Source organism: Pedococcus sp. NPDC057267, assembly GCF_042668795.1.
In the GTDB taxonomy this organism is placed as follows: Bacteria; Actinomycetota; Actinomycetes; order Actinomycetales; family Dermatophilaceae; genus Pedococcus.
The window spans coordinates 28,492-54,252 of sequence record NZ_JBHUYG010000004.1; the positions used below are offsets into that span (position 1 = coordinate 28,492).

Genomic DNA, 25,761 nt, shown 5'->3' on the forward strand with positions numbered 1-25,761 from the left:
CATGCGCACCGTGCTGCTGGGTCCCCAGCGCTTCATGACGACCGCGGGCACCGCCCTGCGCTCCCTCGGCGTCGAGGGCCCGGTCGCGACGATCAACGCCGGGTGGGAGGAGCGCGAGGACGACGTCGCCGAGCTCGACGGCGTCCTCGGCGGCGACACCCGGCACCTGCGGCTGCACCACCGGATGTTCGACGTCCTCGAGAAGGACCCCGTCTTCGCCGCGGCGGGCCTCGCCTTCCGGGACCGGCACGACGCGCTGCTGTCGGTCTACCGGCTCCGGCTGCAGGGCGCGCTCGACGACGCGTACGCCATCCAGCGGCGCGGGGCCGGCTTCGACGCGCTCGACGACGCGGTGGAGGTCGTGCGGCACGTCGACCGCTGGTATGCCGGGAAGCTCAAGGAGCTGTACGCGGAGCTCGACGCGACGGCCCCGATCGACGACAGCGGCGTGATCGGCTGGCACCGGGGCGAGATCGCGGCGCTGCTGGCCGGTTCGGCGGCCCTCGCGATGACCGGCGGGCACGTCGGGACCCTGTTGCGGGCGTTGCGGCTGTTCGCGATCCGCATCCCCGACGAGCTGCCCGTGGTGGCCTGGTCAGCCGGCGCGATGGCCCTGACCGAGCGGGTCGTGCTCATCCACGACCACGGGCCGGAGGGTGCGAGCGAGGCCGAGGTGTACGACCGCGGCCTGGGCCGGGTGCGCGGCGTCATCGCGCTGCCGCACGCCCGTCGCCGGCTGCGGCTCGACGACCCGGCGCGGTGCTCGGTGCTGGCGCGCCGGTTCGGGGACCAGCACTGCGTCCTGCTCGACGACGGGACGGCGCTCGAGCTCGGCGAGGACGGCGGTCTGCCGTCCGGTGCCCGCATCCTGGGGCTCGACGGCGCGGTCCACGACATGCGTGAGGCGCTGCGGTGACGGGGGTGCTTCGGTGAGCGGCAGGCTGCTGGCCCGAGGCCGGGACGTCAGGACGCGGGAGGGGTGGCAGTGAGCGGCAGGCTGGCCGTCAACCGGCTGCGCGACCGCCTGCCCGTGGGCCCGGCGTCCGTGGACCGGTTCGTCGCCCGGTACGGCGCGCCGATCGTCGAGGGGGAGCGGGTCACGTTCCTGTTCCGGGGGGAGGCGGACGAGGTGCGCGTGCGGCACCGCGTGGTCGGGCTGACCGACCCGCTGCCGATGCGGCTCCTGCCCGGGACGGACCTGTGGGCGGTCACGACCGAGCTGCCGAGCGGGTCACGGGTGGAGTACCAGCTGGAGACCCGCCGCGGCGACCACTACGAGACGTTCAACGACCCGCTCAACCCGCGGGTCGCGCACTCGCCCGTCGGGTCGAGCTCGGTGTGCGCCGCGACGGGGTACGAGGTGCCCGACTGGGTGCACCACGACCCGGAGGCGCGGCAGGGTGAGATCGTCGAGGACACGTTGCGCTCCAAGGCGCTCCGGCGCGAGCAGCCGGTCAAGCTGTACCTGCCGGCGCGCTACACGACGGCCCAGCGCTACCCGCTCCTCGTCGTGCACGACGGCACGGACTACCTCGACTACGCGGCGATGAAGACCGTGCTCGACAACCTCATCCACCGCCTCGACGTGGCGCCCCTCGTGGCCGCGTTCGTCCCCCCGCGGGACCGGCTCAGGGAGTACCCCAACCACGCACCGCACGCCCGGTTCGTCGCCCGCGAGCTGCTCCCGACCCTGGCCGAGCGACTGCCCCTGGTCGACGACCCCGCCGGCCGGTGCCTCATGGGCAGCAGCTTCGGCGGGATCGCGTCGCTGTCGACGGCGGTGCGCTACCCGGGGGTGTTCGGCTCGCTGTTCCTGCAGTCGGCGTCGCTGGTCTTCACCGACATCGGGACCGACCACGGTGGCGGGCCGCCGTTCGACCCCGTGGTGAAGTTCGTGAACCGGTACCGCGCCAGGCCGACGGCACCGGTCGAGCGGATCTTCATGTCCTGCGGCACCTACGAGCCGCTCATCACGCCGAACCGGTCGATGGTGCAGGTGTTCCGCGCCGCGGGCATGGACGTGAAGTACGTCGAGGCGCGCGACGGCCACAACTGGGAGGACTGGCGCGACCGTCTGCGCGACGGCCTCTCGTGGCTGTTCCCCGGCCCGCAGAAGTTCGTCTACGAGTGAGGAGCCCGACGTGAAGGTGACCGAGCGCTGGCACTCCGAGCGCATGGACCGCGACATCACCCTGGTCCGCTGGGGCCACTACGGCGCGCCCGTGCTGCTCCTGCCGACCGCGGGCGGCGACGCCGAGGAGGTCGAGCGCAACCAGCTCGTGGGGCACCTGTGGCCGATGGTCGAGGCCGGCCGGGTCAAGGTCTACTCCTGCGACAGCGCGGCGGGGCAGGCGATGATCCGCCGCGAGGGCTCGACCGACCACCGGCGCTGGCTGTTCGACGCGTACCAGCGCACCGTCGCGGAGGAGGTCGTGCCGGCCATCCATGCCGACTCCGCCACCCAGCCCGTCGTCGTCGCCGGCGCATCGATCGGCGCCTTCAACTCCCTCGCCCTGCTGTGCCGCTTCCCCCACCTGTTCGGGGCCGCCGTCTGCATGAGCGGCACGTACTCGATCGAGCGGTTCATCGGCGGCAGGTTCACCGACGACTTCTACTACGCGTCGCCCCTGCACTTCCTGCCCGGCCTCGAGGGGCCGCAGCTCGACACCCTGCGCAGCCGGTTCGTCGTCCTGGCGACGGGCTCGGGCCGGTGGGAGGACCCGGGCGGCGCGTGGGAGGTGGCCGGGGTGCTCGGCGACAAGCGGGTGCCCAACCGCGTCGACGACTGGGGCCCGTCCTACGACCACGACTGGCCGACGTGGTGGGAGATGCTCCCGCTCTACCTCGACGACCTGGTCCCGTGAGCGGGGGCCTCGGCGCGCGCCTGGCCGCGGCCGTGGAGGCCGGTATGCCGCGGGTGCGCGACGACCTCGCTCGGCTCGTCGCGTGTCGGTCGGTCGCCAACCCGGCGGTCGAGCCGGTGGAGGAGTGCCGGCGCGCGGCGTCGCTGGTCGCGGAGCTGCTCGTCGACGTCGGGCTCCACGGGGTGGAGGCACTGCCGGCCCCGGACGGGTCGCAGGCCGTGGTGGGCCGCACCCCCGGCCCGGACGGTGCTCCCCGGGTCCTGCTGTACTCCCACCACGACGTCGTCCCGGTCGGGGACCCGGACGCCTGGACGGTCCCGCCCTGGGAGCTGACCGAGCGTGACGGCCGTTGGTACGGCAGGGGATCCGCAGACTGCAAGGGCAACCTCATGGCTTCCGTGCTGGCTCTGCGTGCGCTGCGCGAGGTCCTGGGGTCGTGGCCGGTCGAGGTCGCGGTCGTGTGCGAGGGCTCCGAGGAGCAGTCGAGCGGCGGCATGGAGGCGCTCGCGCGGCAGTCCCCCGGTCTCGTCGACTGCGACGCCCTCCTCATCGCCGACACCGGCAACGTCGAGCTGGGACTCCCCACGCTGACCACGTCGCTGCGTGGCACCGGCAGCGTGCTGGTCACCGTCCGCACCATGGAGCACGCCGCGCACTCCGGGATGTTCGGCGGTGCCGCGCCGGACGCGCTGCAGGCCCTCGTCGCGACGCTGGCGACCCTTCGGGACGACACCGGCGAGACCACCATCGACGGCCTCGACCACTCGGGGAGGTGGGACGGGAACCCGTTCGAGGAGAGCCGGTTCCGCGAGGACGCCGCCCTTCTCGACGGCGTCGACCCCCTCACTGGCGAGGGGACCGTCGCGGACCTCCTGTGGGCGCGCCCGGCGGCCACCGTGATCGCCCTCGACGCCACGCCGGTCTCCCAGGTGACCGCGGCCGTGCACGCCGAGGCCCGGGCGGTGGTGAACCTTCGCGTGCCCGCGGGCATCGACGCGGCGGAGGCCCAGCGGCTCCTGGTCGAGCACCTGGTGCGGCACACCCCCTACGGCGCCCAGGTCGAGGCCAGGCCGGTGTCCCTGGGCCAGGGCTTCCGCGCTCGCACCGACGGCCCGGCATACGCGGCCATGGGGCGGGCGATGCGCACGGCGTTCGGGCACGACGTGGTCACCACCGGCCAGGGCGGCTCGATCCCGCTCGCCACCGCGTTCGCGGAGTTGGTGCCGCACGCAGAGATCCTCCTGCTCGGGGTCGAGGAGCCGGCCTCGCGCATCCACGCCGCCGACGAGTCCGTGGACCCCGGCGAGCTGCAGCGCACGGCCCTGGCGCAGGCGCTCTTCCTGGCCGACCTCGGCGGCCTGCTCGGCGCGGAGGGGGACGGCGCGTGAGGGTGCGCTGGGTGTGGGCGTTCCTCGACCTGCCCGAGGCCGGGTTCGGGAGTCCGTGGAGTTCTGGCGGTCGGTGACACGGACCCACGTCTCCCCGCCCCGAGGCGACGGGGGCCAGTTCGCCACGCTCCTGCCGCAGCGCGGGGACGCGTGGGTCACAGTGCAGCGGGTGGGTGGCCGGGCGGCCTCCACGTCGACCTCGACCTCGAGGGGCCGCTCGAGCCGGCGCGCGACCGGGCGGTCGCCGCGGAGCTGAGCCCGGCCGCACCGGCCGTCGAGTGTCCACAGCCGTGCGTCTCCGTCGGTCTCGTCCACAAGGAACGACGCGACAGGGGCGCAGCCAAGGGCCTGGCACGCAGGCTGGTGGGGTGGAGGTAGATGCTGGGCGGATCCGCGTACTCGCGGCCGTGGTACGCGAGGAGGCGCTTCGGGTGCGCGGTGCGGCGCGACGGCTCGACGTGGTGCGCGACGTCAGGTGGCACTCGCCTGCGGGCGCGCTGTTCCGCGACCGGGTCGGGGAGCGGGTCCATGGGCTGCGCCTGGCGGCGAGCCGGCTCGACTCCGCCGCGGACCTCCTCGACGCCCATGCCCGGCAGGTCGACGTGGTGGTGGCCGAGCTCGCGTCCGCCGCCGGCGCCGCCGCCCACGTCGTCGACCGAGCCGGGCACACGGTGCTCCGAGGGCTCGATGGCTGACGGGCCGGGAGCCCAGCCGGTCCGGGTGCGCGGTGGCGTTGCGGGGGTCGCGGTGCAGCTGGACGCGGTCGAGGACGCGGCCCGCGTCCTGGCCCTGGAGGCGGCGGCCGTGGGGGCGGCGTGCGTGCGGCTCACGACAGTGGCGGTCGACCCGTGCCTGGTGGCCAGCGCGGCGCTGGCACCGGTCACTGCCGCGCGAGCCCAGGCGGCGCTGGCCCTGGCCCGCGGGCCGGTCGGTGCCGGTGGCCAGGCCGTGGCCCTCCTCGGACTGTCGGCGGGAGCCGTGGGCGCTGTCGAGACCTACCGCGCGACGGAGCGCGCGGTCGCGGCCTCGGTGGAGGTCGCCCAGGACGTCGCGTTCGTCGCCGTCGCCCGTGCGGCGCCGGAGCTCGCTGTGGGGCTGCTCGCCCTGCATGCCGCAGGGGTCGACGTCGCGGGTGCCGCCGACGAGGTGCTGTTCGACGTGCCGGGGGTTGCCGACCTCGCCGGAGGGGTCGACGGGCTGGTCGAGCTGGCGCCGGCGCTCCCGCCGCTCGCGCCCCGGCTGCCCACGGCGGACCGGCCCGCGGGGGACTACGAGGCAGCGCTGCGGGTCGTCGCCGAGACCGCCGCGGCGGCGGGGCTGCTGCGCGAGACCGGTGGGGCCGTGGTCACCCGTGAGGCGAGCCCGCGGCAGGGGGCCCGGGCACCGCACGACCTCGCCTCCCTGGCTGACGACCTCGGCAACCTCAGCGACGGCGAGCGCTACCCGGGGCACGTCCGGGTCGTCGAGGTGCCGCAACCCGACGGCAGCTCGGCCTGGCTGGTGGAGGTGAGCGGCACGCAGGAGTGGGGCGCGGAGGCGGGCGCCAACCCGTTCGACGCCACGTCGGACGTCCGGCTCATGGCGGGCCAGTCCACGGCGCTCGCGCAGGGTGTGACGGCAGCGCTCGACGAGGCGATGGCCGAGACGGGCCGGGACACCTCGGGCGAGCCGGTCCTGCTCGCCGGGCACAGCCTGGGCGGAATCGTCGCTGCGGGGTTGGCCTCCTCGCCGCGGTTCCGGGCGTCCCACCACGTCACGCACGTCGTGACCATGGGCTCGCCGGTCGGGCGCATGCCGGTCCCGGCGGAGGTGTCGGTCCTGTCGCTCGAGCACGTGCAGGACGCCGTGCCGCGCCTGGAGGGTCAGGCGAGCCCCGACCGGCGCGGGTGGGTCACGGTCACCCGCGACCTGCGCGGCGGCCCCGTCCACACGGCCAGCGGTGCCCACGCGACGAGCGAGTACGCGCGCACGGCCGCTGTCGTCGACTCGGCGACGGACGGGTCGACCGTCGCGTGGCGCGAGGGCAGCAGGGCGTTCCTGGTTCCGCACGAGGGGGCTGCGCCCGTCGTGCGCGACTACCGCGTCGCCCGTGTCCTCGGCGTGCCCCGGCCCGGCGGATGAGCGGAGGAGGTCGGGTCGTGGGTGCAGCGACGTGTCAGGCGGTGGCCGGACCGGCCCCGCGCTCCACGAGGTGGCTCCGCAGGGACGCCACGGCCCGCGCCCGCGCACCGGCGAGCGCGGCACCCGGTACCGTCGCCGGGCTGACCACCGCAGGCCGCTTGGCGTCCCCGACCCGGTCCCGCACCGCCTCGACGATCGCCCGGTCCCCGCCCCAGGACCCGCCCAGCACGACCTCCTGCGGGTCGGTGAGGGCGACGAGGGCCGACACGACGTCCGAGACCGCGACCGCCAGGGCGCGCAGCGCGCGCTCGCCGCCTGCGCCGCCCCCGTGCACCACGTCCAGCAGCCGGTCGACGTCGATGGCGGTCGCCCCCTCGTGCCGCAGCCCCAGCTCGGCGAACACCTCGGTGAACGCCGTCGCGCGTCCGCGGGCCCCGGTGACGACGACGTGCGCGACCTCGCCGGCCAGGCCGTGGGCGCCCTCCAGCACCCGGCCGTCCGCCACCACCGCGCACCCCAGTCCCTCGCCCAGGTACAGGTAGGCGAAGTCCGCGGGGGTCGCGTCCGGGCCGGTCCCGGCGTCGGGCGTCCCGCGGGGGGCAGCGTCGGCCGTGCCGCCGGGGGCCTGCTGCGCCCGCGCGGCGAGCTCGGCGAGTGCGGACCAGTTGACGTCGTTGCCCACCACGACCGGTCCCTCGACGAGGTCCGAGAGCACGGCGGCGGGGTCGAGCGCGCCCACGAGGAACGGCGCGTCGGGCAGGTGCACCAGTCGCCCTGTCGCCCGGTCCACGGGGTCGGCGGCGCTGACGACCGACAGGAGCACAGGTCCTGCGCCTGCGCCGCGGCCCGCCTCCACCGCAGACCGCGCCGCACGCTCGAGCGCGCGTGCCGCCGTCGCAGGCCGGGCGGGCCGGGACACCTGCGCCGTGCCCCGACCGACGATCGCACCCCGGACGTCGAGCACCTCGGCGACGACGCCCTCGGGGGCGATCGCGACGGCGAGCGCGGTGCCGGTGCCCGGCGCCAGGTCGTAGTACAGACCGGCCCGGCCCGGACCGCTGCTGCGCTCGCCGGTGTCGGCGAGGACCCCGGCCGCCTCCAGCCGCCGGACGCTGTCGGCCACGGTCGGCTTCGACAGCCCCGTGGTGCTCGCCAGCTCCGCCCGGGTCTGTCGTCCGTGGTCCACGACCGCGCCGACCACGTGGCGGTCGGTCAGCCGGCGCAGGAGGTCGAGCGACGGCTTCTCGGGAGTCATGCCGCCATCCTAGTAAGGACTGTTGCCCAAACAGCGGGAACCGGCTAGCCTCGCGTTTGGTAAGGAGTCCTACCGAAGGAGCTGTGATGACCGCGCCGGCGTTCACGACCACCCGCCCCGAGCTGCCGCACTGGGAAACCGTCCCGGCGGACCTGTCCGGCGCCATCCGCGAGGTCAAGGCCGCGCTGCGCGCCCGCATCGAGGCGTCGGGGCGGACGGTCGACGAGGTCTTCGGCGTCGTCGAGCGGCTCGTCGCCGACCGCGTCGCCGAGATCACCGCGGCCAAGGAGCGCGGCGAGCAGGTCTGGCCGGTGATCGACTACGCCGACATCGAGGCCGGCACCGTCATCCCCGAGCAGGTGGCCCTGCTCAAGCGCCGCGGCTGCCTCGTGGTGCGCGGCCACTTCCCGCGGGAGCAGGCCCTGCAGTGGGACCGCGACATCGTCGACTACGTCGAGGGCAACGGGTTCTTCGAGGCCTACCGCGGCCCGGGCGACGACTTCTTCGGCAGCGTCGGGTCCAAGCCCGAGATCTACCCGATCTACTGGTCGAGCGCCCAGATGCAGGCCCGCCAGAGCGACCGGATGGCCACCGTCCAGGGCTTCCTCAACTCCCAGTGGGTCTGCGAGTCCGACGGCGTGCAGTGGTTCGACCCGCACCGCGACTCCCTCTACCCCGACCGCATCCGCCGCCGCCCCGAGGGCGCCGACTCCGCCGGTCTCGGAACCCACCTGGACCCCGGCACCCTCGACCTGTGGATGACGCAGGCCTACCAGCAGGCCTTCCGTCACCTCTTCGACGGCACCGTCGAGCAGTACGACCCCTGGGACGCGAGCCACCGCACCGATGGGCCGCAGTACCCCGGCTCCACGATGTGCTCGGTCTTCCGCACGTTCCAGGGCTGGACCGCGCTGTCCGACATGGACCACGACCAGGGCGTCCTGCACACCGTCCCGATCCCCGAGGCGATGGCCTACCTCATGCTCCGCCCGCTGCTCGACGACGTGCCGGACGACGAGATGTGCGGCGTCACGGTCAACCAGGTGTTCCCCGCCGACTGGAAGTGGCACTCGCTGCTCATGGAGGGCCTCGCCGGCATCCCGGACGTCAAGGCGGGCGACTCCGTCTGGTGGCACTGCGACATGGTGCACAGCGTCGCGCCCGTCCAGGACCAGAAGGGCTGGGGCAACGTCATGTACATCCCCGCCGCACCGTGGTGCCCTCGCAACGAGCGGTATGCCGAGAGCGTCCGCGAGGCGTTCCTCACCGGGTCCAGCCCGAGCGACTTCCCCGAGGAGCACTACGAGCGCGAGTGGCCGGACCGCTTCCACCTCGAGGACCTCAACGAGACCGGCCGCCGGGGCCTGGGCCTGGAGTGACGGGGTTCGGCCGGCGGAGGCCGACCGGCTGACACAATCCCCGGTGTGAACCCGTCGACCGCGCTGGCCACCGTCGTCGTCGACGAGCTGGTGCAGCGGGGCGTGCGGCACGTGGTGCTGTGTCCCGGGTCCCGGTCCGCCCCCTTCGCGTATGCCGTGCTCGCCGCCGAGCGCGCAGGACGTCTCACGATGCACGTCCGGGTGGACGAGCGGTCCGCCGGGTTCCTGGCCGTCGGGCTGGCCAAGCTGACGCGGGTGCCTGCGGTGGTCGTCACGACGTCGGGGACCGCGGTCGCGAACCTGCACCCGGCCGTCCTCGAGGCGCACCACGGCGTGGTCCCGCTGGTCGTGTTGTCCGCCGACCGCCCCGTCGAGCTGCGCGGCACAGGCGCGAACCAGACCACGACGCAGCCGGGGATGTTCGCCGACGCCGTCCGCTGGTCCGCCGACGTCGCGGCACCGGAGGCCACCGACGCCGACGGGGCCATGGCAGAGGCGGTCGCCTGGCGCAGGGCGGCGCGCGATGCGGTGGCCGCTGCGACCGGGACGTGGACAGGCCGGGCCGGACCGGACACCGACGTGCGGCCTGCAGCAGGGCTGCCCACCTCGGAGCCCGGTCCCGTCCACCTCAACGTCCAGCTCCGTGAGCCTCTGGTCCCCACCGATGGCCCCACCTGGCCCGGCCCGAGGGATCCGCTGCCCGACCCGTCGCAGGCCGGCGCCGCGCCGGGGGTCCCGAGCGTCGAGGGAGCCTCGCCCGCGGCGGCCGCCGTCGACCCAGAGCCGGCGCGCACGCTCGTCGTCGTGGGGGACCTCCCCGAGCCGGGGCAGTTCGAGCGCGCCGTCGCGTGGGCCGGCAGCCACGGGTGGCCGGTGCTGGCCGAGCCGTTCGGCCCGCACCCCCGACCCGGCGTCCTGCCCCACGGACACCTCGTCCTGGCCGACCCCGACTGGCTCGACGCCCACGCACCCGAGCGCGTGGTCAGCGTCGGGCGCCTCACGCTCTCGCGGCCCGTGTCGGCGCTGCTGCGGCGACCGGGGACCCGGGTCGAGGCCGTCGCGACCCACGCCTGGGTGCGCTCGCGTCCGTCCGTGGCGGCCGTCCATCCCGTGGCGGTGCTGGACCACCTCGGCGACCTCGGGGGGCCCTCCGCGGAGACGGGCTGGGCCCGCGAGTGGCGCCGGGCGGGGGAGCGGGTCGCCGCAGCCCTCGATGCCACCCGTCCCGCCTGGCCCAGCGGCACCGCGGTCGCATGCACGGTGCTCGACGCGCTGCCCGACGGCGCCACCCTCTTCCTCGGCTCCTCGAACTCCGTCCGTGACGTCGACGTCGCCGGCGCACGCCGCCACGGCGGACCCGTCCAGGTCGTCGCGAGCAGGGGACTGGCCGGCATCGACGGGTGCGTCTCGACCGCGTCGGGGCTGGCGCTGGCCGGCGCGGCACCGGCATACGCGCTCATGGGTGACCTGACGTTCCAGCACGACGCCAACGGGCTGCTGGTCGGGCCGCTGGAACGGCACCCGGACCTCACGGTGGTCGTCGTCAACGACGACGGCGGCGGCATCTTCACCCTGCTCGAGCCGGGCGCGCCGGCGCTCGCCGACGACTTCGAACGGGTCTTCGGCACGCCGACCGGGACCGACCTCGCGGCCCTGTGCGCCGCCCACGGCGTGCGCCACGTGGTCGCCGCCGACGCGGAGCAGCTGGCCGCCCTGGTGGCGGCCGAGCCCGTCGGGACGACGGTGGTCGAGGTGCGGCTCGACCGGTCCCGCCACCGCGACGAGCGCGACCGCATGACGGCCCTCGCCCGCGAGGCGCTCCGGTCCGGCTAGCGACCCGATCGGGCTAGCGACCGGTGAGCGCGTCGCGCATCGGGACGAGCTTGGCGTCCGACTCGGCGACCTCGGCGTCGGGGTCCGAGCCGGCCACGATGCCGCACCCGGCGAACAGCCGCATCGACGTGGTCGAGCCGGCCTCGTAGGCGCCGCTCCGCAGCGCGATCGCCCACTCGCCGTCGCCGCTGGAGTCCATCCACCCCACCGGCCCGGCGTAGCGGCCGCGGTCCATGTGCTCCAGCTCGGTGATGACGGCGTCGGCGCGGTCCGACGGCGTCCCGCAGACGGCGGCCGAGGGGTGGAGCGAGGCCGCCAGCACCAGTGAGGTCGAGCCGTCGGCCAGCACTCCCGCCACGTCGGTGGCGAGGTGCATGACGTTGGACAGGTGCAGCACGAACGGCGACTCGGGCACGTTCATCGACGAGCAGTGCGGGCGCAGGGCGTCGGCGACGGAGCGCACGGCGTACTCGTGCTCCTCCAGGTCCTTGCTCGACCGGGCCAGCGAGGCGGCCAGGGCCAGGTCGTGCTCGTCGTCGCCGGTGCGCCGGATGGTGCCGGCGAGCACCCGCGAGGTCACGAGCCCGCGCTCGAGCCGGACCAGCATCTCGGGAGACGCGCCCACGAGGCCGTCGACCGCGAAGACCCACGTCGTGTCGTAGCGCTCGGCCAGCCGCTGCAGCAGCCAGCGGGCGTCGACCGGCTCGGTCGCCTGCACCCGCAGGTCGCGCGCCAGGACGACCTTGTCGAGCTCGCCCGCGGTGATCCGCCGCACCGCCTCGTCGACGGCGACCGCCCAGCGGGCCGGTGACAGCGACCCGTCGGCGAAGGTGACGCCCACCGGCTCGGCCGGCCCGGGCCGGGCGCTCGGGGCGACCGGCGCGGGCAGCTCGGACGTCGTCCCGATCGTCGTCACCCACCAGCGGCCGTCGCGGGCGCCGACGACGACCTCGGGCACGACGAGCGTGGCACCCGCCGGCGACCCCGCGGCATACGAGATGGAGCCGAAGGTGACCGGCCCGGTGCCCGGCACCCGGACGTCGTCGCGGACGACGGCGGTCTCGACGACCTGGCGCCACCAGCGCTCGCACTCGGCGAACCGGTCCTCCCCGTGCGCCGTGAACTCCAGGGCGCGGCCCCAGCCGACCAGGCCCTCGCCGCGGCGCACCCAGCTGGTGAGCGCCCGCGGGTCGCCGAGGTCGGGGAGCAGCGACAGCAGGGGCCCCGGGTCGTCGAGCGCGACGGTGCGCGTCACCAGGGGCGCGGGCTGGAGGCTCGCGGCACCCGAGGGCGTGGGCAGGCTGCTCATGTCGGGGGCAAGCCTACGACCGGGGGTGGGGCCGGACGGCGACGGGACCGTGAGGCGCCGGTCACGCGCTCTGGGAGGATGGGCGCCATGACCCGCGCCAGCCTGGACAAGGACTCCCGTGACGTCGCCGCGATGTTCGACGACGTGGCCGGCAAGTACGACCTGACCAACGACGTCCTGTCGCTGGGGCAGGACCGGCTGTGGCGGCGCGCGGTGCTCAAGGCCGTGGCGGCGCAGCCGGGGGAGACCGTGCTCGACATCGCTGCCGGCACGGGCACGAGCAGCGAGCCGTTCGCCGACGCGGGCGTGCACGTCGTGCCAGCCGACTTCTCGCTCGGCATGCTGCGGGTCGGCAACCGGCGCCGGCCCGACCTCGGCTTCACGGCGGCGGACGCGATGCGGCTGCCGTTCGCCGACGACAGCTTCGACGCGGTGACGATGTCGTTCGGGCTGCGCAACGTCGCCTCGGTCGAGACGGCGCTCGCGGAGTTCCTGCGGGTGACCCGGCCGGGCGGGCGCCTCGTCGTGTGCGAGTTCAGCCACCCGACCAACGGCGCGTTCCGCAAGGTCTACACCGAGTACCTCATGCGCTCGCTGCCGCCGATCGCGCGCACGGTGTCCTCGAACCCCGAGTCCTACGTCTACCTCGCCGAGTCGATCCAGGCCTGGCCGGCCCAGCGCGAGCTCGCCGAGGCGGTCCGTGGCGTGGGCTGGGAGGGCGTCGAGTGGCGCAACCTGACGGGCGGCATCGTCGCCCTGCACCGAGCGGTGAAGCCCGTCTCCTGAGGCCGTCTCGTGAGGCTCTCAGGTAAGGCTGCCCTCACTGGTGACCATCGCCGGGGAGCGGAGTAGTCTCCGCAGGAGCAGTTCGTGAAGACGTTCACAAGCGAGGCACGAGGGTGACAGAGACGACCAGCGCGGCGAGTGCGGCCGCGAACCCGACGGAGACGGCCGACGTCATCGTCGTCGGCGCCGGCCCCGCAGGGTCGGCCACGGCGGCATACCTCGCCATGGCGGGGCTCGACGTCCTCGTCCTGGAGAAGACCGCGTTCCCGCGCGAGAAGGTCTGCGGCGACGGGCTCACCCCGCGCGCGGTCAAGGAGCTCATCACCCTCGGCATCCCCACGCCCGAGGAGGACGGCTGGATCCGCAACCACGGGCTGCGGATCATCGGCGGCGGCATGCGCCTGTCCCTGCCGTGGCCCGACCTCGCGAGCTTCCCGCCCTACGGCCTGGTCCGCACGCGGCAGGACTTCGACGACATCCTCGCCAGGCACGCCGTCAAGCACGGGGCCCGCCTGCGCGAGTCCACCAACGTCACCGGCCCGGTCCTGGACGACCGCGGCCGCATCGTCGGGGTCACCGCCCGCGCGACCGACGAGAAGGGCCGCTCCACCGGCCCCGAGCTGCGGTATGCCGCGCCCCTCGTCGTCGCCGCCGACGGCAACTCCTCGCGGCTGAGCCTGGCGATGGGCCGGGAGAAGCGCGAGGACCGCCCGATGGGCGTGGCCGTCCGCACGTACTACACGAGCCCGCGGCACGACGACGACTACCTCGAGTCCTGGCTCGAGCTGTGGTCCACGGACGACCAGGGCAAGCGCGTGCTCCTGCCCGGCTACGGCTGGATCTTCGGCGTCGGCGACGGCACCTCGAACGTCGGCCTCGGCATCCTCAACACCTCCAGCGCCTTCGGCAAGACCGACTACAAGGACGTCATGCGTCGCTGGGTCGCGACCATGCCGGAGGAGTGGACCTACAACGACGAGACCATGGTCGGCCCGATCCGCGGCGCCGCGCTCCCCATGGGCTTCAACCGCCAGCCGCACTACGACAAGGGCCTGCTCCTCGTCGGCGACGCCGGTGGCATGGTCAACCCGTTCAACGGCGAGGGCATCGCCTACGCGATGGAGTCGGGCCGGCTGGCCTCCGAGGTGATCGCGCAGGCGTTCGCGCGTGGCACCGACGCCCAGCGTGAGCGGGTGCTGCAGAGCTACCCCAAGGTCATGAAGGACTCGCTCGGCGGGTACTACACGCTGGGCCGCTGGTTCGCCCAGATGATCGGCAACCCCGAGGTCATGCGGCTGGCGACCAAGTACGGCCTGCCCCGCACGACGCTCATGAAGTTCCTGCTCAAGGTGATGGCCAACCTCGCCGAGCCGCACGGCGGCGACGCGAGCGACCGCCTCATCACGGCCCTGTCGAAGATGGCGCCGGACGCATGAGCACCGCCGGGGGACCCGCGCGTGCATTCTCCGGGCACGCTCCTAGGATTGGGCACTGCGTGACCGTCGTCACGGCGTCCGCATGCCCCCAGGCAGACCACGACGAACGCCCCTCCGGGCGCACGAACAGAAGGGAAGTGGCACGGCGATGAGCAACCCCTACGTCCCGCTGCTGTTCCTGCTGGCGATCGGTGGGGGCTTCGCGGTCTTCTCCGTCTTCGCAGCCGCCATCTCCGGCCCCAAGCGCTACAACCGGGCCAAGCTCGACGCGTACGAGTGCGGCATCGAGCCGACGCCCCAGGCGGCCGGTGGCGGGCGCGTGCCGATCAAGTACTACCTGACGGCCATGCTGTTCATCATCTTCGACATCGAGTCGGTGTTCCTCTACCCGTTCGCGGTGGCCTTCGACAAGCTCGGCCTGTTCGCGCTCGTGGAGATGGTGCTGTTCATCCTGACCGTCTTCGTCGCGTACGCCTACGTGTGGCGCCGCGGCGGCCTGGACTGGGACTGACCGGTATGCCGTGCACGCCGGGTAGGCACGACCGCCGGACCGCGACCGGTTCGCCCTCGAAACGAAGGATCGCCTGATGGGTGTTGAGGAGAAGCTGCCCGCCGGCTTCCTGCTGACCACGGTCGAGCAGGTCGCGGGCTACATGCGCAAGAGCTCGGTCTGGCCGGCCACGTTCGGCCTCGCCTGCTGCGCCATCGAGATGATGGCCGTCGGCACGCCCGACTACGACATCGCCCGGTTCGGGATGGAGCGGTTCTCCGCCACCCCGCGCCAGGCCGACCTCATGATCGTCGCCGGCCGCGTCAGCCAGAAGATGGCCCCGGTCGTGCGCCAGGTCTACGACCAGATGCCCGAGCCCAAGTGGGTCATCTCCATGGGTGTCTGCGCCAGCTCCGGCGGCATGTTCAACAACTACGCGATCGTGCAGGGCGTCGACCACATCGTGCCCGTGGACGTCTACCTGCCCGGCTGCCCGCCCCGCCCGGAGATGCTGCTCAACGCGATCCTGACCCTGCACGAGCAGATCCAGGGCTCCAAGCTCGGCGTCAACCGCGTCAAGGCCGCCCGGGCCGCGGAGGAGGCCGCCCTCGCGGCCACCCCGACGCACCAGATGACCGGCCTGCTCGCGCAGGGCGCCGGCAGCCGCAGCCCGCACCAGCTGCCCGTGTCGGCGGTCGGCCACACCCACGGCCACGACCACGCGCACGACACCGCTCGTGGAGGTGTGGCCTGATGGCCGACGAGAAGGACGACGTGACGCCCGACAAGGCCGACGGCACGCCCGAGAAGGACCCGACGCAGGCGACCGCGAACAGCGACGTGCTGGGCAACAAGGCGAAGGACGCCGCCGCCGACAAGGGCGAGGCCACCGACCAGCCGGCCTCCGAGATCGCGACCTCGACCGCGGCCACCCAGCCGGGCACCGTGGTCGACCGCGAGACCGACGAGCGGCTGCCCGCAGCCCCCGGCACCGGCCCGGACCCGGTCGTCATCGGCGAGCGCCACGGCATGTTCGGCGCCCGTGACACCGGGGACACCACGGGGTACGGCGGCATGGTCCGCCCGATCCTGTTCCCGGCAGCCGCCACCCGGCCCTACGGCCGCTACTTCGACGAGGTCGCCGACCGGCTCGAGTCCGCCCTCGTCGGGGGCACCGCGTCGTACTCCGAGGCGGTCGAGCGCGTCGTCGTCGACCGCGGCGAGCTGACCCTGTTCGTCCGGCGTGAGCACCTGCCTGCCGTGGCGCGGGCCCTGCGCGACGACCCGAGCCTGCGGTTCGAGATCTGCACCGGCGTCTCCGGAGTGCACTACCCGCACGAGGAGGGCCGCGAGCTGCACGCGGTCTACCACTTCCTCTCCATCACCCACGGCGGTCGCCGGGTCCGGGTCGAGGTGACCTGCCCGGAGACCGACCCGCACATCCCGTCGATCGTCGAGACGTACCCGGCGAACGACTGGCACGAGCGCGAGACCTGGGACATGTTCGGCATCCAGTTCGACGGCCACCCCTCGCTCACTCGCATCCTCATGCCCGACGACTGGCCGGGCCACCCGCAGCGGAAGGACTACCCGCTCGGCGGCATCCCCGTCGAGTACAAGGGCGCCACCGTCCCGCCGCCGGACCAGCGGAGGTCTTACAGCTGATGACCACGACCCACGACGACATCTACGCGACCTCCGGGGCCGACGCGGCCGCTGCCGAGGGCGCGCACGTGTTCAACGCGAGCGGCGGTGACTGGGACCAGCTCGTCGACGAGGCGGCGGCACTCCACGAGGAGCGCATCGTCGTCAACATGGGCCCGCAGCACCCGTCGACGCACGGAGTGCTCCGGCTCATCCTCGAGCTCGACGGCGAGACGGTGACCGAGACCCGTGCGGGCATCGGCTACCTGCACACCGGCATCGAGAAGAACATGGAGTTCCGCACCTGGACGCAGGGCACCACGTTCTGCACCCGGATGGACTACCTCACGCCGCTGTTCAACGAGACGGCCTACTGCCTGTCCGTGGAGAAGCTGCTCGGCATCACCGACCAGATCCCCGAGCGCGCCAGCGTCATCCGCGTGCTCATGATGGAACTCAACCGCATCACCTCCCACCTCGTGGCGCTGGCCACCGGTGGCATGGAGATGGGCGCGACCACCGTCATGACGGTCGGCTTCCGCGAGCGCGAGCGGATCCTGTCGATCTTCGAGATGGTCACCGGCCTGCGGATGAACCACGCGTTCGTCCGTCCCGGCGGCGTCGCGCAGGACCTGCCCCCGGGCGCCATCGACAAGGTGCGCGACACCATCCCGCTGGTGCGCAAGGGCCTCGGCGAGCTCGAGCTGCTCCTCAACGAGAACCCGATCCTCAAGGGCCGCACCGTCGACGTCGGCTACCTCGACCTCGCCGGCTGCATGGCCCTGGGCATCACCGGCCCGATCCTGCGCTCGACCGGCCTGCCGCACGACCTGCGCAAGCTCGACCCGTACTGCGGTTACGAGACCTACGACTTCGAGGTCATCACCCGCACCGAGGCCGACGCCTACGCACGCCTGCGGATCCGCATCGACGAGATGTACGAGTCGCTCAAGATCGCCGAGCAGGCCATCGACCGCCTCGCCTCGACGCCGGGCCCGGTCATGGTCGCGGACAAGAAGATCGCCTGGCCGGCGCAGCTGGCCATCGGCGGCGACGGCATGGGCAACAGCCTGGACCACATCCGCGAGATCATGGGCACCTCGATGGAGTCGCTCATCCACCACTTCAAGCTGGTGACCGAGGGCTTCCGCGTCCCGCCGGGCCAGGCGTACGCCGCGGTCGAGTCGCCCAAGGGCGAGCTGGGCTGCCACACGGTCTCCGACGGGGGCACGCGGCCCTACCGCGCCCACTTCCGGGACCCCTCGTTCAACAACCTGCAGGCCACGGCCGTGATGTGCGAGGGCAGCCAGGTTGCCGACGTCATCGTCGCCGTCGCCTCGATCGACCCCGTCATGGGAGGCGTGGACCGCTGATGAGCGGAGACAACTTCGGGATGCAGACCGCGGCCGGCCACCTCACGGTGCCCGCCGAGTCCAAGGAGCCGTATGCCGCGGACGTCCTCGCGCACCTGCACGAGGACGCCGCGCAGGTCGTGGCCCGCTACCCCCAGAAGCGCTCGGCCCTGCTGCCGCTGCTGCACCTCGTGCAGAGCGTCGACGGCTACGTCACCGGCCGCGGCATCGACTTCTGCGCCGAGGTCCTCGACCTGACCACGGCCGAGGTCTCCGGCGTCGCGACCTTCTACACGCAGTACAAGCGCCACCCCAACGGTGAGTACACCGTCGGCGTCTGCACCAACACGCTGTGCGCGATCATGGGCGGCGACCAGATCTGGGACGAGGTGTCCGAGCACCTGGGCATCGGCCACGACGAGACGACGCCCGACGGCAAGATCACCCTCGAGCGGGTCGAGTGCAACGCGGCGTGCGACTACGCGCCGGTCGTCATGGCGAACTGGGAGTTCTTCGACAACCAGACGCCCGAGTCGACCAAGCAGCTCGTGGACGACCTGCGCGCGGGCAAGGACGTCCGCCCCACGCGTGGCCCCGCCCGCGTCTGCACCTTCAAGCAGGTCTCGCGCGTCCTCGCCGGCTTCCCCGACGGCCTGGCCGACGAGGGCGTCGGTGCCGGGCCGGCCTCCCTGGAGGGCCTGCGCCTGGCCAAGGAGAACGACTGGACGGCTCCGGACGGCGCCCAGTCGCGCGAGGAGCACCAGCCCGAGGCGACGTCGGACCGCACGGCCCCCGGCCTGAGCGGCTCCACCGACAGCCCCGCGAACGAGCCGGACGAGAAGCCCGGTGAGGGCTCGGTCGCCCCGGCGACCCTGTTCGACGCCGACGACAAGGGCGACGGGAAGGACGCGAAGTGAGCACCACGCTGACCCCGATCCTCACGAAGTTCTGGGACGACCCCCAGTCCTGGACCCTCGCGACGTACGAGAAGCACGAGGGCTACCAGGCGCTGAGGAAGGCGCTCGGCATGAAGCCGGCCGACCTCGTCCAGATGACCAAGGACTCCGGCCTCCGTGGCCGCGGCGGCGCCGGCTTCCCCACCGGCATGAAGTGGGGCTTCCTGCCCCCGGACGACGGCGGTCCCCGCTACCTCGTCGTCAACGCCGACGAGTCCGAGCCGGGCACGTGCAAGGACATCCCGCTGATGATGGCGGCGCCGCAGTTCCTCATCGAGGGCGTGGCGATCACCTCCTTCGCGATCGGCTGCAACCACGCCTTCATCTACCTGCGCGGCGAGGTCGTGCACGTCTACCGCCGCTTGCTGCGCGCGGTGGAGGAGGCGTACGCCGCCGGCCACCTCGGGAAGAACATCCACGGCTCCGGCTTCGACCTCGACGTCACCGTGCACGCCGGTGCCGGCGCGTACATCTGCGGTGAGGAGACGGCGCTGCTCGACAGCCTCGAGGGCCGTCGCGGCCAGCCGCGCCTCAAGCCGCCGTTCCCCGCCGTCGCGGGCCTCTACGCCCGCCCGACCGTGGTCAACAACGTCGAGTCGATCGCGTCGGTCCCGCCGATCCTGCTCCACGGGGCCGACTGGTTCTCCGGCATGGGCACCGAGAAGTCGCAGGGCTTCGGCATCTTCAGCCTCTCGGGCCACGTCAAGCGCCCCGGCCAGTACGAGGCCCCGCTCGGCATCACGCTGCGCGAGCTGCTCGACATGGCCGGCGGCATGCGCGACCCCAACAAGAAGCTGAAGTTCTGGACGCCGGGTGGATCCTCGACGCCGCTGTTCACCGACCAGCACCTCGACACCCCGCTCGACTTCGAGTCGGTGGCCGCGGCCGGGTCGATGCTCGGCACCCGCGCGCTGCAGATCTTCGACGAGACGACCTGCGTCGTGCGCGCCGTCGACCGGTGGACCGACTTCTACAAGCACGAGTCCTGCGGCAAGTGCACCCCGTGCCGTGAGGGCACCTGGTGGCTCAAGCAGATCCTCGGGCGGCTCGAGCACGGGCAGGGGTCCGAGGAGGACCTCGAGAAGCTGCTCGACATCTGTGACAACATCCTCGGTCGGTCGTTCTGCGCGCTGGGTGACGGCGCGACCAGCCCGATCACGAGCAGCATCCAGTACTTCCGCGAGGAGTACCTGCAGCACCTCGAGCTGGGCCACTGCCCGTTCGACCGTCGAGACTCGACCCTGTTCGCGAAGGATTCGGTGTCCGCATGACCGTGACCACCTCCCCGGCCGCCGGCGGGAACGCCGTCAGCAAGGGCGGCGACGCGAGCACGCCGCCGCCCGTCGACCTGGTGAACCTCACCATCGACGGCGTGGCCGTGTCCGTCCCCAAGAACACGCTGGTGATCCGCGCGGCCGAGCAGGTCGGCGTCGAGATCCCGCGGTTCTGCGACCACCCGTTGCTCGAGCCGGTCGGTGCGTGCCGCCAGTGCCTCGTCGACGTCGCGACGCCGGGCCCCGACGGGTCCCTGCGCGCCATGCCGAAGCCGCAGGCCTCGTGCACCATCACCGTGTCCGAGGGCATGGAGGTCAAGACCCAGCACACGTCCAAGGTCGCCGACAAGGCGCAGCAGGGCGTCATGGAGCTGCTGCTGGTCAACCACCCGCTCGACTGCCCGGTCTGCGACAAGGGCGGCGAGTGCCCGCTGCAGAACCAGGCGATGAGCAACGGCCGCGCGGTGTCCCGCTTCGAGGACGTCAAGCGCACCTACCCCAAGCCGATCAACATCTCCTCGCAGGTGCTGCTCGACCGCGAGCGCTGCGTCCTGTGCGCCCGCTGCACCCGCTTCTCGGACCAGATCGCCGGTGACCCGTTCATCGCCCTGGTCGAGCGCGGCGCGCTGCAGCAGGTCGGCATCTACGAGGAGAAGCCGTTCGAGTCCTACTTCTCCGGCAACACGGTCCAGATCTGCCCGGTCGGCGCGCTGACCGGTGCTGCCTACCGCTTCCGCAGCCGCCCGTTCGACCTCGTGTCGACGCAGAGCGTCTGCGAGCACTGCGCCTCCGGCTGCTCGATCCGCACCGACCACCGCCGCGGCGCCGTGCTGCGCCGGATGGCCGTCAACGACCCGGCTGTCAACGAGGAGTGGAACTGCGACAAGGGCCGCTGGGCCTTCCAGTACGCCACGACCGGTGACCGGTTCGAGTTCCCGATGGTCCGCGACGAGGACGGCGAGCTGCAGGTCGCGTCGTGGCCCGAGGCGCTCACCGCCGCGGCCCGCGGGCTCGCGGCCGCCAAGGCCGTCGGTGTCCTGACCGGTGGGCGTGTGTCCGCCGAGGACGCCTACGCCTACGGCAAGTTCGCCCGTGCGGTCCTGGCGACCAACGACGTCGACTTCCGCGCCCGGCCGCACTCGCAGGAGGAGGCCGAGTTCCTCGCCTCCACCGTCGTGGCGACCGGTCCGGACGGTGGCGCCGTCACCTACGCAGACCTCGAGAAGGCCAAGACCGTCGTCCTCGTGGGCTTCGAGCCCGAGGAGGAGAGCCCGATCGTCTTCCTGCGGCTGCGCAAGGCGCACCGCCGCAACAAGACGGCCGTGTACGCCGTGGCGCCGTTCGCCACGCGCGGCCTGGAGAAGCTCGGCGGCACCCTGATCCCGTCCGCACCCGGGACCGAGGCCGAGGTGCTCCGCGCCCTCGGCGACGGCGTGACCGGCGACGGCGCTGCCGCGAAGGCTGCCGCAGCGCTCGAGGGTGACGGCGTCGTCGTGCTCGTCGGTGAGCGACTGGCCACCGTGCCGGGCGCGCTCTCCGCGGCCGTGGCGCTGGCGTCGTCCAGCGGCGCGCGCCTCGCGTGGGTGCCCCGCCGGGCCGGCGAGCGCGGCGCGCTCGAGGCCGGCGCCCTGCCGACGCTCCTGCCCGGCGGCCGTCCCGTCGGCGACGCGGCGGCACGCGAGCAGGTCGCCGACGTCTGGGACGTCGTGGGCCTGCCCGACCAGCCGGGTCGCGACACCGCGGGCATCCTGCGCGCGGCCACGACCGGCGAGGTCGACGCCCTGCTCGTGGGTGGCGTGGACGCTGCCGACCTGGCCGACCCGCGCACCGAGGAGGCCCTGGCCAAGACGTTCGTCGTCTCGCTCGACTTCCGCCCGTCCTCGGTCACCGAGGTCGCCGACGTCGTGCTGCCGGTCGCCCCGCACGCCGAGAAGGGCGGCACGTTCGTGGACTGGGAGGGCCGCACCCGCCAGTTCGCGACCGCGCTCGACACCAACGCGATGTCCGACTACCGCGTCCTGGACATGCTGGCCGGTGAGATGGGCTCCTTCTTGGGCACCCGCACGCTCGCCGAGGTCCGCTCCGAGATGGCGGCCCTCGGGCCATGGGGCGGCGACCGGCTGCCGGCGCCCACCGCCGAGCCCGCTGCGGTGCCGACCTTCGGCGAGGGCGAGGTCGTCCTGGCCACCTGGCACCACCTGCTCGACCGCGGGTCGCTGCAGGACGGCGAGCCGTTCCTCGCCGGCACCGCCCACCGCACCCTGGCGCGCGTCTCGCCGGCCACGGCCGAGGTTTTCGGCCTAGCCGACGGCGACACCGTGCGCGTGGCCAGCCCGGCCGGGGCGGTGACCGTCCCGCTGGCAGTCACCGAGGACATGGTCGACCACGTCGTGTGGCTGCCCACGAACTCCGCGGGCAGCGCCGTGCGCGCCACCCTGGCGGTGGACGCGGGGGCCGTCGTCACCCTGGCCAAGGCCGAGACCACCCTGGAGGTCACCCCGTGAGCACCGTGACGTATGCCGGCGAGGTGCTCGCCGGCGTACCGCACCTCGTGGCGCCGCTCGCCGGCGCCGCACCTGGCGGGGACAACCCGACCGCGGACTTCAGCGACACCCCGTGGTGGCTGCACCTGGTCAAGGCGCTGTTCGTCTTCGTCTTCCTGCTCGTCAACACGCTCATCGTCATCTGGTTCGAGCGTCGCGTCATCGGCCGGATGCAGCAGCGCCCGGGCCCGAACCGCACCGGTCCGTTCGGCCTGCTGCAGACGCTCGCCGACGGCATCAAGCTGGCGCTCAAGGAGGACCTGACCCCCAAGAACGCCGACAAGTTCGTCTTCGCGCTCGCCCCGGCGATCGCGGGCGCGATGGCGTTCGTGTCCTTCGCGATCATCCCGCTCGGGCCGACGGTGTCGATGTTCGGGCACCGCACGCCGCTGCAGCTCACCGACCTGCCGGTCGCAGTGCTGCTCGTGCTCGCGGTCGCGGGTGTCGGCGTCTACGGCATCGTGCTCGCCGGCTGGTCCTCGGGCTCGACCTACCCGCTGCTCGGTGGCCTGCGCTCGACCGCCCAGGTCATCTCGTACGAGATCGCGATGGGCCTGTCGCTCGTCGCCGTCTTCCTCTACAGCCGGTCGATGTCGACCTCGCAGATCGTGGCGGCCCAGTCCAACCTGTGGTTCATCATCCCGGCGTTCTTCAGCTTCTTCGTCTACGTCATCACGATGGTGGGCGAGACCAACCGGCTGCCGTTCGACCTCGCCGAGGGTGAGGGCGAGCTCACGGGTGGCTTCCACACCGAGTACTCCTCGCTGAAGTTCGCGATGTTCTTCCTCGGCGAGTACGTCAACATGTTCACCGTCTCGGCCCTGGCCACGACGATGTTCCTCGGTGGCTGGCAGGCGCCTCCCGGCATCGCGGCGATCGGCCACGGCTACTTCAACCACGGCTGGTGGGGCCTGCTCTGGTTCGTCATCAAGCTCTGGCTGTTCATGTTCTTCTTCGTCTGGCTGCGTGGCTCCCTGCCCCGCGTGCGCTACGACCAGTTCATGCGGTTCGGCTGGCGGTTCCTCATCCCCGTCACCCTCGCCTGGGTCGTCGTCGTGGCCTTCATCCGCGGCAGCCAGTTCGGCTACTTCGGGAGCGCGGCGTTCACGCTCGGCAACCGCAGGTTCCCGGTCTTCAGCATCGTCTTCGTCGTGGTCGTCGCGCTGGCGGCACTGCTCGTCGTGTGGATCCGGGACAACAAGAGGATCGAGCGCGACGCGGCCCGCAACGCCGCGCCGCCGGAGGAGATCGACCCGTTCGCGGGTGGTTACCCTGTGCCGCCGCTGCCCGGCCAGCGCCTGCGCGAGCCCTCGCTCTCCCTGAGCGACCGGGCGTCCGACCCCACCGAGGAGGACATCCATGCCTGACCGCCCCACCGAGGAGAAGAAGGGCGGCTTCTTCGCCGACCTCTTCGCGCCCGTCGGCGGCTTCGGCGTCACCTTCGCGACGATGTTCCGCAAGCTGGAGACCGAGGAGTACCCCGAGGAGAAGCGGCCGACCCAGCCGCGGTTCCACGGGCGGCACCAGCTCAACCGCCACCCCGACGGGCTCGAGAAGTGCGTCGGCTGCGAGCTGTGCGCGTGGGCGTGCCCCGCGGACGCGATCCTCGTCGAGGGCGCGTCGAACGACGACAGCGAGGGCGGCACCGGGCGGTTCAGCCCCGGTGAGCGGTACGGCCGCGTCTACCAGATCAACTACCTGCGCTGCATCTTCTGCGGCCTGTGCATCGAGGCCTGCCCCACGCGCGCGCTGACGATGACCAACTTCTACGAGCTGGCCGACCACAACCGTGGCGACCTGATCTTCACCAAGGAGCAGCTGCTCGCGCCGCTGCAGGAGGGGATGCTGCTGCCGCCGCACCCGATGGTGGACGGGCTCGAGGAGCGCGACTACTACCAGGGCAAGGTCGCGCGCGCGACCGACGAGCAGGAGGAGTGGGTGAAGGCTCACCACGCCCAGCCCGAGGAGGGGCTGGCCCCCAGCGGCGACCCGGTGGAGGGTGTCGACGTCGTCGACCACGGCCGCCAGGCCACCCGTGAGACCACCGAGGCGGTGCACCGATGACCGGCCTGGGCGAGCAGATCATGTTCTGGATCCTCGGCCCGATCTGCGTGCTGGCGGCCCTGGGCCTGCTCTTCGCCAAGAAGGCGGTCCACGCGGCGCTCGGCATGGCGCTGGTCATGGTCAACCTGGGCATCTTCTACATCGCCCAGGAGGCCGACTTCCTCGGCATCATCCAGATCTTCGTCTACACCGGCGCGGTCATGATGCTGTTCCTCTTCGTGCTCATGCTCGTCGGTGTCGACTCCTCCGACTCCCTCGTGGAGACCCTCAAGGGCCAGAAGGTCGCCTCGCTGCTGCTCGGCCTGGGCCTCGCGGTCCTGCTGTTCAGCGCGGTCGGCCGCGTGCAGTTCGGCCCGATGAAGGGCCTCTCCGAGGTCAACGCCTCCAAGGGCAACGTCTCCGGCGTGGCCGAGCTGATCTTCGGCCAGTACGTCTGGGCCTTCGAGGTCACCTCCGCCCTGCTCATCACGGCAGCCCTCGGCGCGATGGTCCTCGCCCACCGCGAGCGGATCGGCACCAAGCCGACCCAGCGGCAGCTGTCCGAGCGCCGGATCCGTGAGAACCGCAACGTCGCCGGCCTTCCGGTCCCGGGTGTCTACGCCCGGCACAACGCGGTCGACACCCCGGCGCTGCTCCCCGACGGCACCCCCAGCGAGCTGTCCGTCTCGCGCGTGCTGAACGCCCGTGAGCAGGTGGCCGTGCCCACCCGCCACGTCGACGCCGAGCACGCCATCGAGCACGAGATCGAGGAGGGCGACGCCCGATGAACCTCGTCAACTACATCTACCTCGCGACCATCCTGTTCGCGATCGGTGGTGCGACGGTGCTCATGCGCCGCAACGCCATCGTCGTGTTCATGGGTGTCGAGCTCATGCTCAACGCGACGAACCTGATGTTCGTGACGTTCGCGCGGATGCGCGGCAGCCTCGACGGGCAGGTGATCGCCCTGTTCGTCATGGTGGTCGCCGCGGCCGAGGTCGTCGTGGGGCTGGCCATCATCATGGCCATCTTCCGTGCCCGCCGGTCGGCCTCGGTCGACGACGCCAACCTGCTGAAGCTGTAGAAGG

At 72.8% G+C, this 25,761-nt stretch carries 22 protein-coding genes and 1 pseudogene; 21 read left to right on the forward strand and 2 right to left on the reverse strand.

The annotated features are described in order from the left end of the window. The first annotated feature begins 1 nt into the window (after position 1). The 6 genes from ACFUC1_RS01905 to ACFUC1_RS01930 all read left to right on the forward strand — a co-directional run bounded on the left by ACFUC1_RS01905 (position 2) and on the right by ACFUC1_RS01930 (position 6,373). Entirely contained in the window at positions 2 to 916 is a 915-nt protein-coding gene (locus tag ACFUC1_RS01905; RefSeq protein WP_379116211.1) for a hypothetical protein, read from the forward strand. 69 nt (positions 917 to 985) lie between these two features. Continuing rightward, positions 986 to 2,131: an alpha/beta hydrolase-fold protein gene (locus ACFUC1_RS01910; RefSeq protein ID WP_379116212.1), complete on the forward strand. Its 1,146-nt coding sequence runs from the start codon at positions 986 to 988 to the stop codon at positions 2,129 to 2,131. 10 nt (positions 2,132 to 2,141) lie between these two features. Then, positions 2,142 to 2,864, forward strand: coding sequence for an esterase family protein (locus ACFUC1_RS01915; RefSeq protein ID WP_379116213.1), 723 nt, complete (start codon positions 2,142 to 2,144; stop codon positions 2,862 to 2,864). Beyond that, complete coding sequence (locus ACFUC1_RS01920) at positions 2,861 to 4,252, forward strand: dipeptidase (RefSeq protein WP_379116214.1); 1,392 nt, start codon at positions 2,861 to 2,863, stop codon at positions 4,250 to 4,252. Before ACFUC1_RS01915 ends, ACFUC1_RS01920 begins: the two co-directional genes overlap by 4 nt. Positions 4,253 to 4,620: 368 nt before the next feature. Then, positions 4,621 to 4,947 (forward strand): hypothetical protein, encoded by a 327-nt coding sequence (locus tag ACFUC1_RS01925; protein ID WP_379116215.1) that lies wholly within the window; start codon positions 4,621 to 4,623, stop codon positions 4,945 to 4,947. Beyond that, the gene (locus tag ACFUC1_RS01930) at positions 4,940 to 6,373 is read left to right on the forward strand and encodes a hypothetical protein (protein WP_379116216.1); all 1,434 of its coding nucleotides are present in this window, start codon (positions 4,940 to 4,942) and stop codon (positions 6,371 to 6,373) included. Before ACFUC1_RS01925 ends, ACFUC1_RS01930 begins: the two co-directional genes overlap by 8 nt. Before the next feature lie 34 nt (positions 6,374 to 6,407). On the opposite strand, the gene ACFUC1_RS01935 is transcribed toward ACFUC1_RS01930, so the two are convergent. After that, complete coding sequence (locus tag ACFUC1_RS01935; protein WP_379116217.1) at positions 6,408 to 7,628, reverse strand: ROK family transcriptional regulator; 1,221 nt, start codon at positions 7,626 to 7,628, stop codon at positions 6,408 to 6,410. An 86-nt stretch (positions 7,629 to 7,714) separates the two neighbouring features. Here ACFUC1_RS01935 and ACFUC1_RS01940 point away from each other — a divergent pair, with 86 nt between their 5' ends. Next, on the forward strand, positions 7,715 to 9,007 hold the full coding sequence (locus ACFUC1_RS01940) for a DUF1479 domain-containing protein (protein WP_379116218.1): 1,293 nt from the start codon (positions 7,715 to 7,717) through the stop codon (positions 9,005 to 9,007). A gap of 45 nt (positions 9,008 to 9,052) precedes the next feature. Beyond that, positions 9,053 to 10,840 (forward strand): 2-succinyl-5-enolpyruvyl-6-hydroxy-3-cyclohexene-1-carboxylic-acid synthase, encoded by a 1,788-nt coding sequence (gene menD, locus ACFUC1_RS01945; protein ID WP_379116219.1) that lies wholly within the window; start codon positions 9,053 to 9,055, stop codon positions 10,838 to 10,840. A gap of 13 nt (positions 10,841 to 10,853) precedes the next feature. Here the strand turns inward: menD and ACFUC1_RS01950 are convergent, their stop codons facing one another. Next, positions 10,854 to 12,149, reverse strand: coding sequence for an isochorismate synthase MenF (locus tag ACFUC1_RS01950; protein WP_379116220.1), 1,296 nt, complete (start codon positions 12,147 to 12,149; stop codon positions 10,854 to 10,856). A gap of 87 nt (positions 12,150 to 12,236) precedes the next feature. Between ACFUC1_RS01950 and ACFUC1_RS01955 the strand changes: the two genes are divergently transcribed. The 13 genes and pseudogenes from ACFUC1_RS01955 (at position 12,237) to nuoK (ending at position 25,757) form a co-directional block, all read left to right on the forward strand. Continuing rightward, the gene (locus ACFUC1_RS01955; RefSeq protein ID WP_379116221.1) at positions 12,237 to 12,935 is read left to right on the forward strand and encodes a demethylmenaquinone methyltransferase; all 699 of its coding nucleotides are present in this window, start codon (positions 12,237 to 12,239) and stop codon (positions 12,933 to 12,935) included. A 113-nt stretch (positions 12,936 to 13,048) separates the two neighbouring features. Continuing rightward, positions 13,049 to 14,371, forward strand: a complete 1,323-nt coding sequence (locus ACFUC1_RS01960; RefSeq protein ID WP_379116222.1) for a geranylgeranyl reductase family protein — start codon at positions 13,049 to 13,051, stop codon at positions 14,369 to 14,371. Between the two features lie 148 nt (positions 14,372 to 14,519). Continuing rightward, on the forward strand, positions 14,520 to 14,882 hold the full coding sequence (locus ACFUC1_RS01965) for an NADH-quinone oxidoreductase subunit A (RefSeq protein WP_310153794.1): 363 nt from the start codon (positions 14,520 to 14,522) through the stop codon (positions 14,880 to 14,882). Positions 14,883 to 14,958: 76 nt separating this feature from the next. After that, positions 14,959 to 15,507, forward strand: a pseudogene (locus ACFUC1_RS01970) (NuoB/complex I 20 kDa subunit family protein); the annotation flags it as partial. A gap of 107 nt (positions 15,508 to 15,614) precedes the next feature. Next, positions 15,615 to 16,526 (forward strand): NADH-quinone oxidoreductase subunit C, encoded by a 912-nt coding sequence (locus ACFUC1_RS01975; RefSeq protein ID WP_379116223.1) that lies wholly within the window; start codon positions 15,615 to 15,617, stop codon positions 16,524 to 16,526. Then, a complete protein-coding gene (locus tag ACFUC1_RS01980; RefSeq protein ID WP_379116224.1) occupies positions 16,526 to 17,878 on the forward strand; it encodes an NADH-quinone oxidoreductase subunit D in 1,353 nt (450 codons plus the stop codon). The genes ACFUC1_RS01975 and ACFUC1_RS01980 overlap by 1 nt, the downstream gene beginning before the upstream one ends. After that, complete coding sequence (gene nuoE / locus ACFUC1_RS01985; protein ID WP_379116225.1) at positions 17,878 to 18,774, forward strand: NADH-quinone oxidoreductase subunit NuoE; 897 nt, start codon at positions 17,878 to 17,880, stop codon at positions 18,772 to 18,774. Before ACFUC1_RS01980 ends, nuoE begins: the two co-directional genes overlap by 1 nt. Beyond that, positions 18,771 to 20,084, forward strand: coding sequence for an NADH-quinone oxidoreductase subunit NuoF (gene nuoF / locus ACFUC1_RS01990; RefSeq protein WP_379116226.1), 1,314 nt, complete (start codon positions 18,771 to 18,773; stop codon positions 20,082 to 20,084). The genes nuoE and nuoF overlap by 4 nt, the downstream gene beginning before the upstream one ends. Beyond that, a complete protein-coding gene (locus ACFUC1_RS01995; protein ID WP_379116227.1) occupies positions 20,081 to 22,591 on the forward strand; it encodes an NADH-quinone oxidoreductase subunit G in 2,511 nt (836 codons plus the stop codon). The genes nuoF and ACFUC1_RS01995 overlap by 4 nt, the downstream gene beginning before the upstream one ends. Before the next feature lie 47 nt (positions 22,592 to 22,638). Then, positions 22,639 to 23,997: an NADH-quinone oxidoreductase subunit NuoH gene (gene nuoH, locus ACFUC1_RS02000; protein WP_379116286.1), complete on the forward strand. Its 1,359-nt coding sequence runs from the start codon at positions 22,639 to 22,641 to the stop codon at positions 23,995 to 23,997. After that, positions 23,990 to 24,694: an NADH-quinone oxidoreductase subunit NuoI gene (gene nuoI / locus ACFUC1_RS02005; RefSeq protein ID WP_379116228.1), complete on the forward strand. Its 705-nt coding sequence runs from the start codon at positions 23,990 to 23,992 to the stop codon at positions 24,692 to 24,694. Before nuoH ends, nuoI begins: the two co-directional genes overlap by 8 nt. Continuing rightward, positions 24,691 to 25,461: an NADH-quinone oxidoreductase subunit J gene (locus ACFUC1_RS02010; RefSeq protein ID WP_316007548.1), complete on the forward strand. Its 771-nt coding sequence runs from the start codon at positions 24,691 to 24,693 to the stop codon at positions 25,459 to 25,461. The genes nuoI and ACFUC1_RS02010 overlap by 4 nt, the downstream gene beginning before the upstream one ends. Next, positions 25,458 to 25,757: an NADH-quinone oxidoreductase subunit NuoK gene (gene nuoK, locus ACFUC1_RS02015; protein WP_310153813.1), complete on the forward strand. Its 300-nt coding sequence runs from the start codon at positions 25,458 to 25,460 to the stop codon at positions 25,755 to 25,757. The genes ACFUC1_RS02010 and nuoK overlap by 4 nt, the downstream gene beginning before the upstream one ends. The last annotated feature ends 4 nt before the right edge of the window (positions 25,758 to 25,761 follow it).

Bases quoted from the DNA above. Each gene is read 5' to 3' on its own strand.
- ACFUC1_RS01965 (WP_310153794.1), top strand. From the start codon at position 14,520: ATGAGCAACCCCTACGTCCCGCTGCTGTTCCTGCTGGCGATCGGTGGG.
- ACFUC1_RS01930 (WP_379116216.1), top strand. From the start codon at position 4,940: ATGGCTGACGGGCCGGGAGCCCAGCCGGTCCGGGTGCGCGGTGGCGTT.
- ACFUC1_RS01935 (WP_379116217.1), bottom strand. From the start codon at position 7,628: ATGACTCCCGAGAAGCCGTCGCTCGACCTCCTGCGCCGGCTGACCGAC.
- nuoK (WP_310153813.1), top strand. From the start codon at position 25,458: ATGAACCTCGTCAACTACATCTACCTCGCGACCATCCTGTTCGCGATC.
- nuoE (WP_379116225.1), top strand. From the start codon at position 17,878: ATGAGCGGAGACAACTTCGGGATGCAGACCGCGGCCGGCCACCTCACG.
- ACFUC1_RS01975 (WP_379116223.1), top strand. From the start codon at position 15,615: ATGGCCGACGAGAAGGACGACGTGACGCCCGACAAGGCCGACGGCACG.
- ACFUC1_RS01995 (WP_379116227.1), top strand. From the start codon at position 20,081: ATGACCGTGACCACCTCCCCGGCCGCCGGCGGGAACGCCGTCAGCAAG.
- nuoI (WP_379116228.1), top strand. From the start codon at position 23,990: ATGCCTGACCGCCCCACCGAGGAGAAGAAGGGCGGCTTCTTCGCCGAC.
- ACFUC1_RS02010 (WP_316007548.1), top strand. From the start codon at position 24,691: ATGACCGGCCTGGGCGAGCAGATCATGTTCTGGATCCTCGGCCCGATC.
- ACFUC1_RS01980 (WP_379116224.1), top strand. From the start codon at position 16,526: ATGACCACGACCCACGACGACATCTACGCGACCTCCGGGGCCGACGCG.
- ACFUC1_RS01950 (WP_379116220.1), bottom strand. From the start codon at position 12,149: ATGAGCAGCCTGCCCACGCCCTCGGGTGCCGCGAGCCTCCAGCCCGCG.
- ACFUC1_RS01905 (WP_379116211.1), top strand. From the start codon at position 2: ATGCGCACCGTGCTGCTGGGTCCCCAGCGCTTCATGACGACCGCGGGC.
- ACFUC1_RS01955 (WP_379116221.1), top strand. From the start codon at position 12,237: ATGACCCGCGCCAGCCTGGACAAGGACTCCCGTGACGTCGCCGCGATG.
- ACFUC1_RS01940 (WP_379116218.1), top strand. From the start codon at position 7,715: ATGACCGCGCCGGCGTTCACGACCACCCGCCCCGAGCTGCCGCACTGG.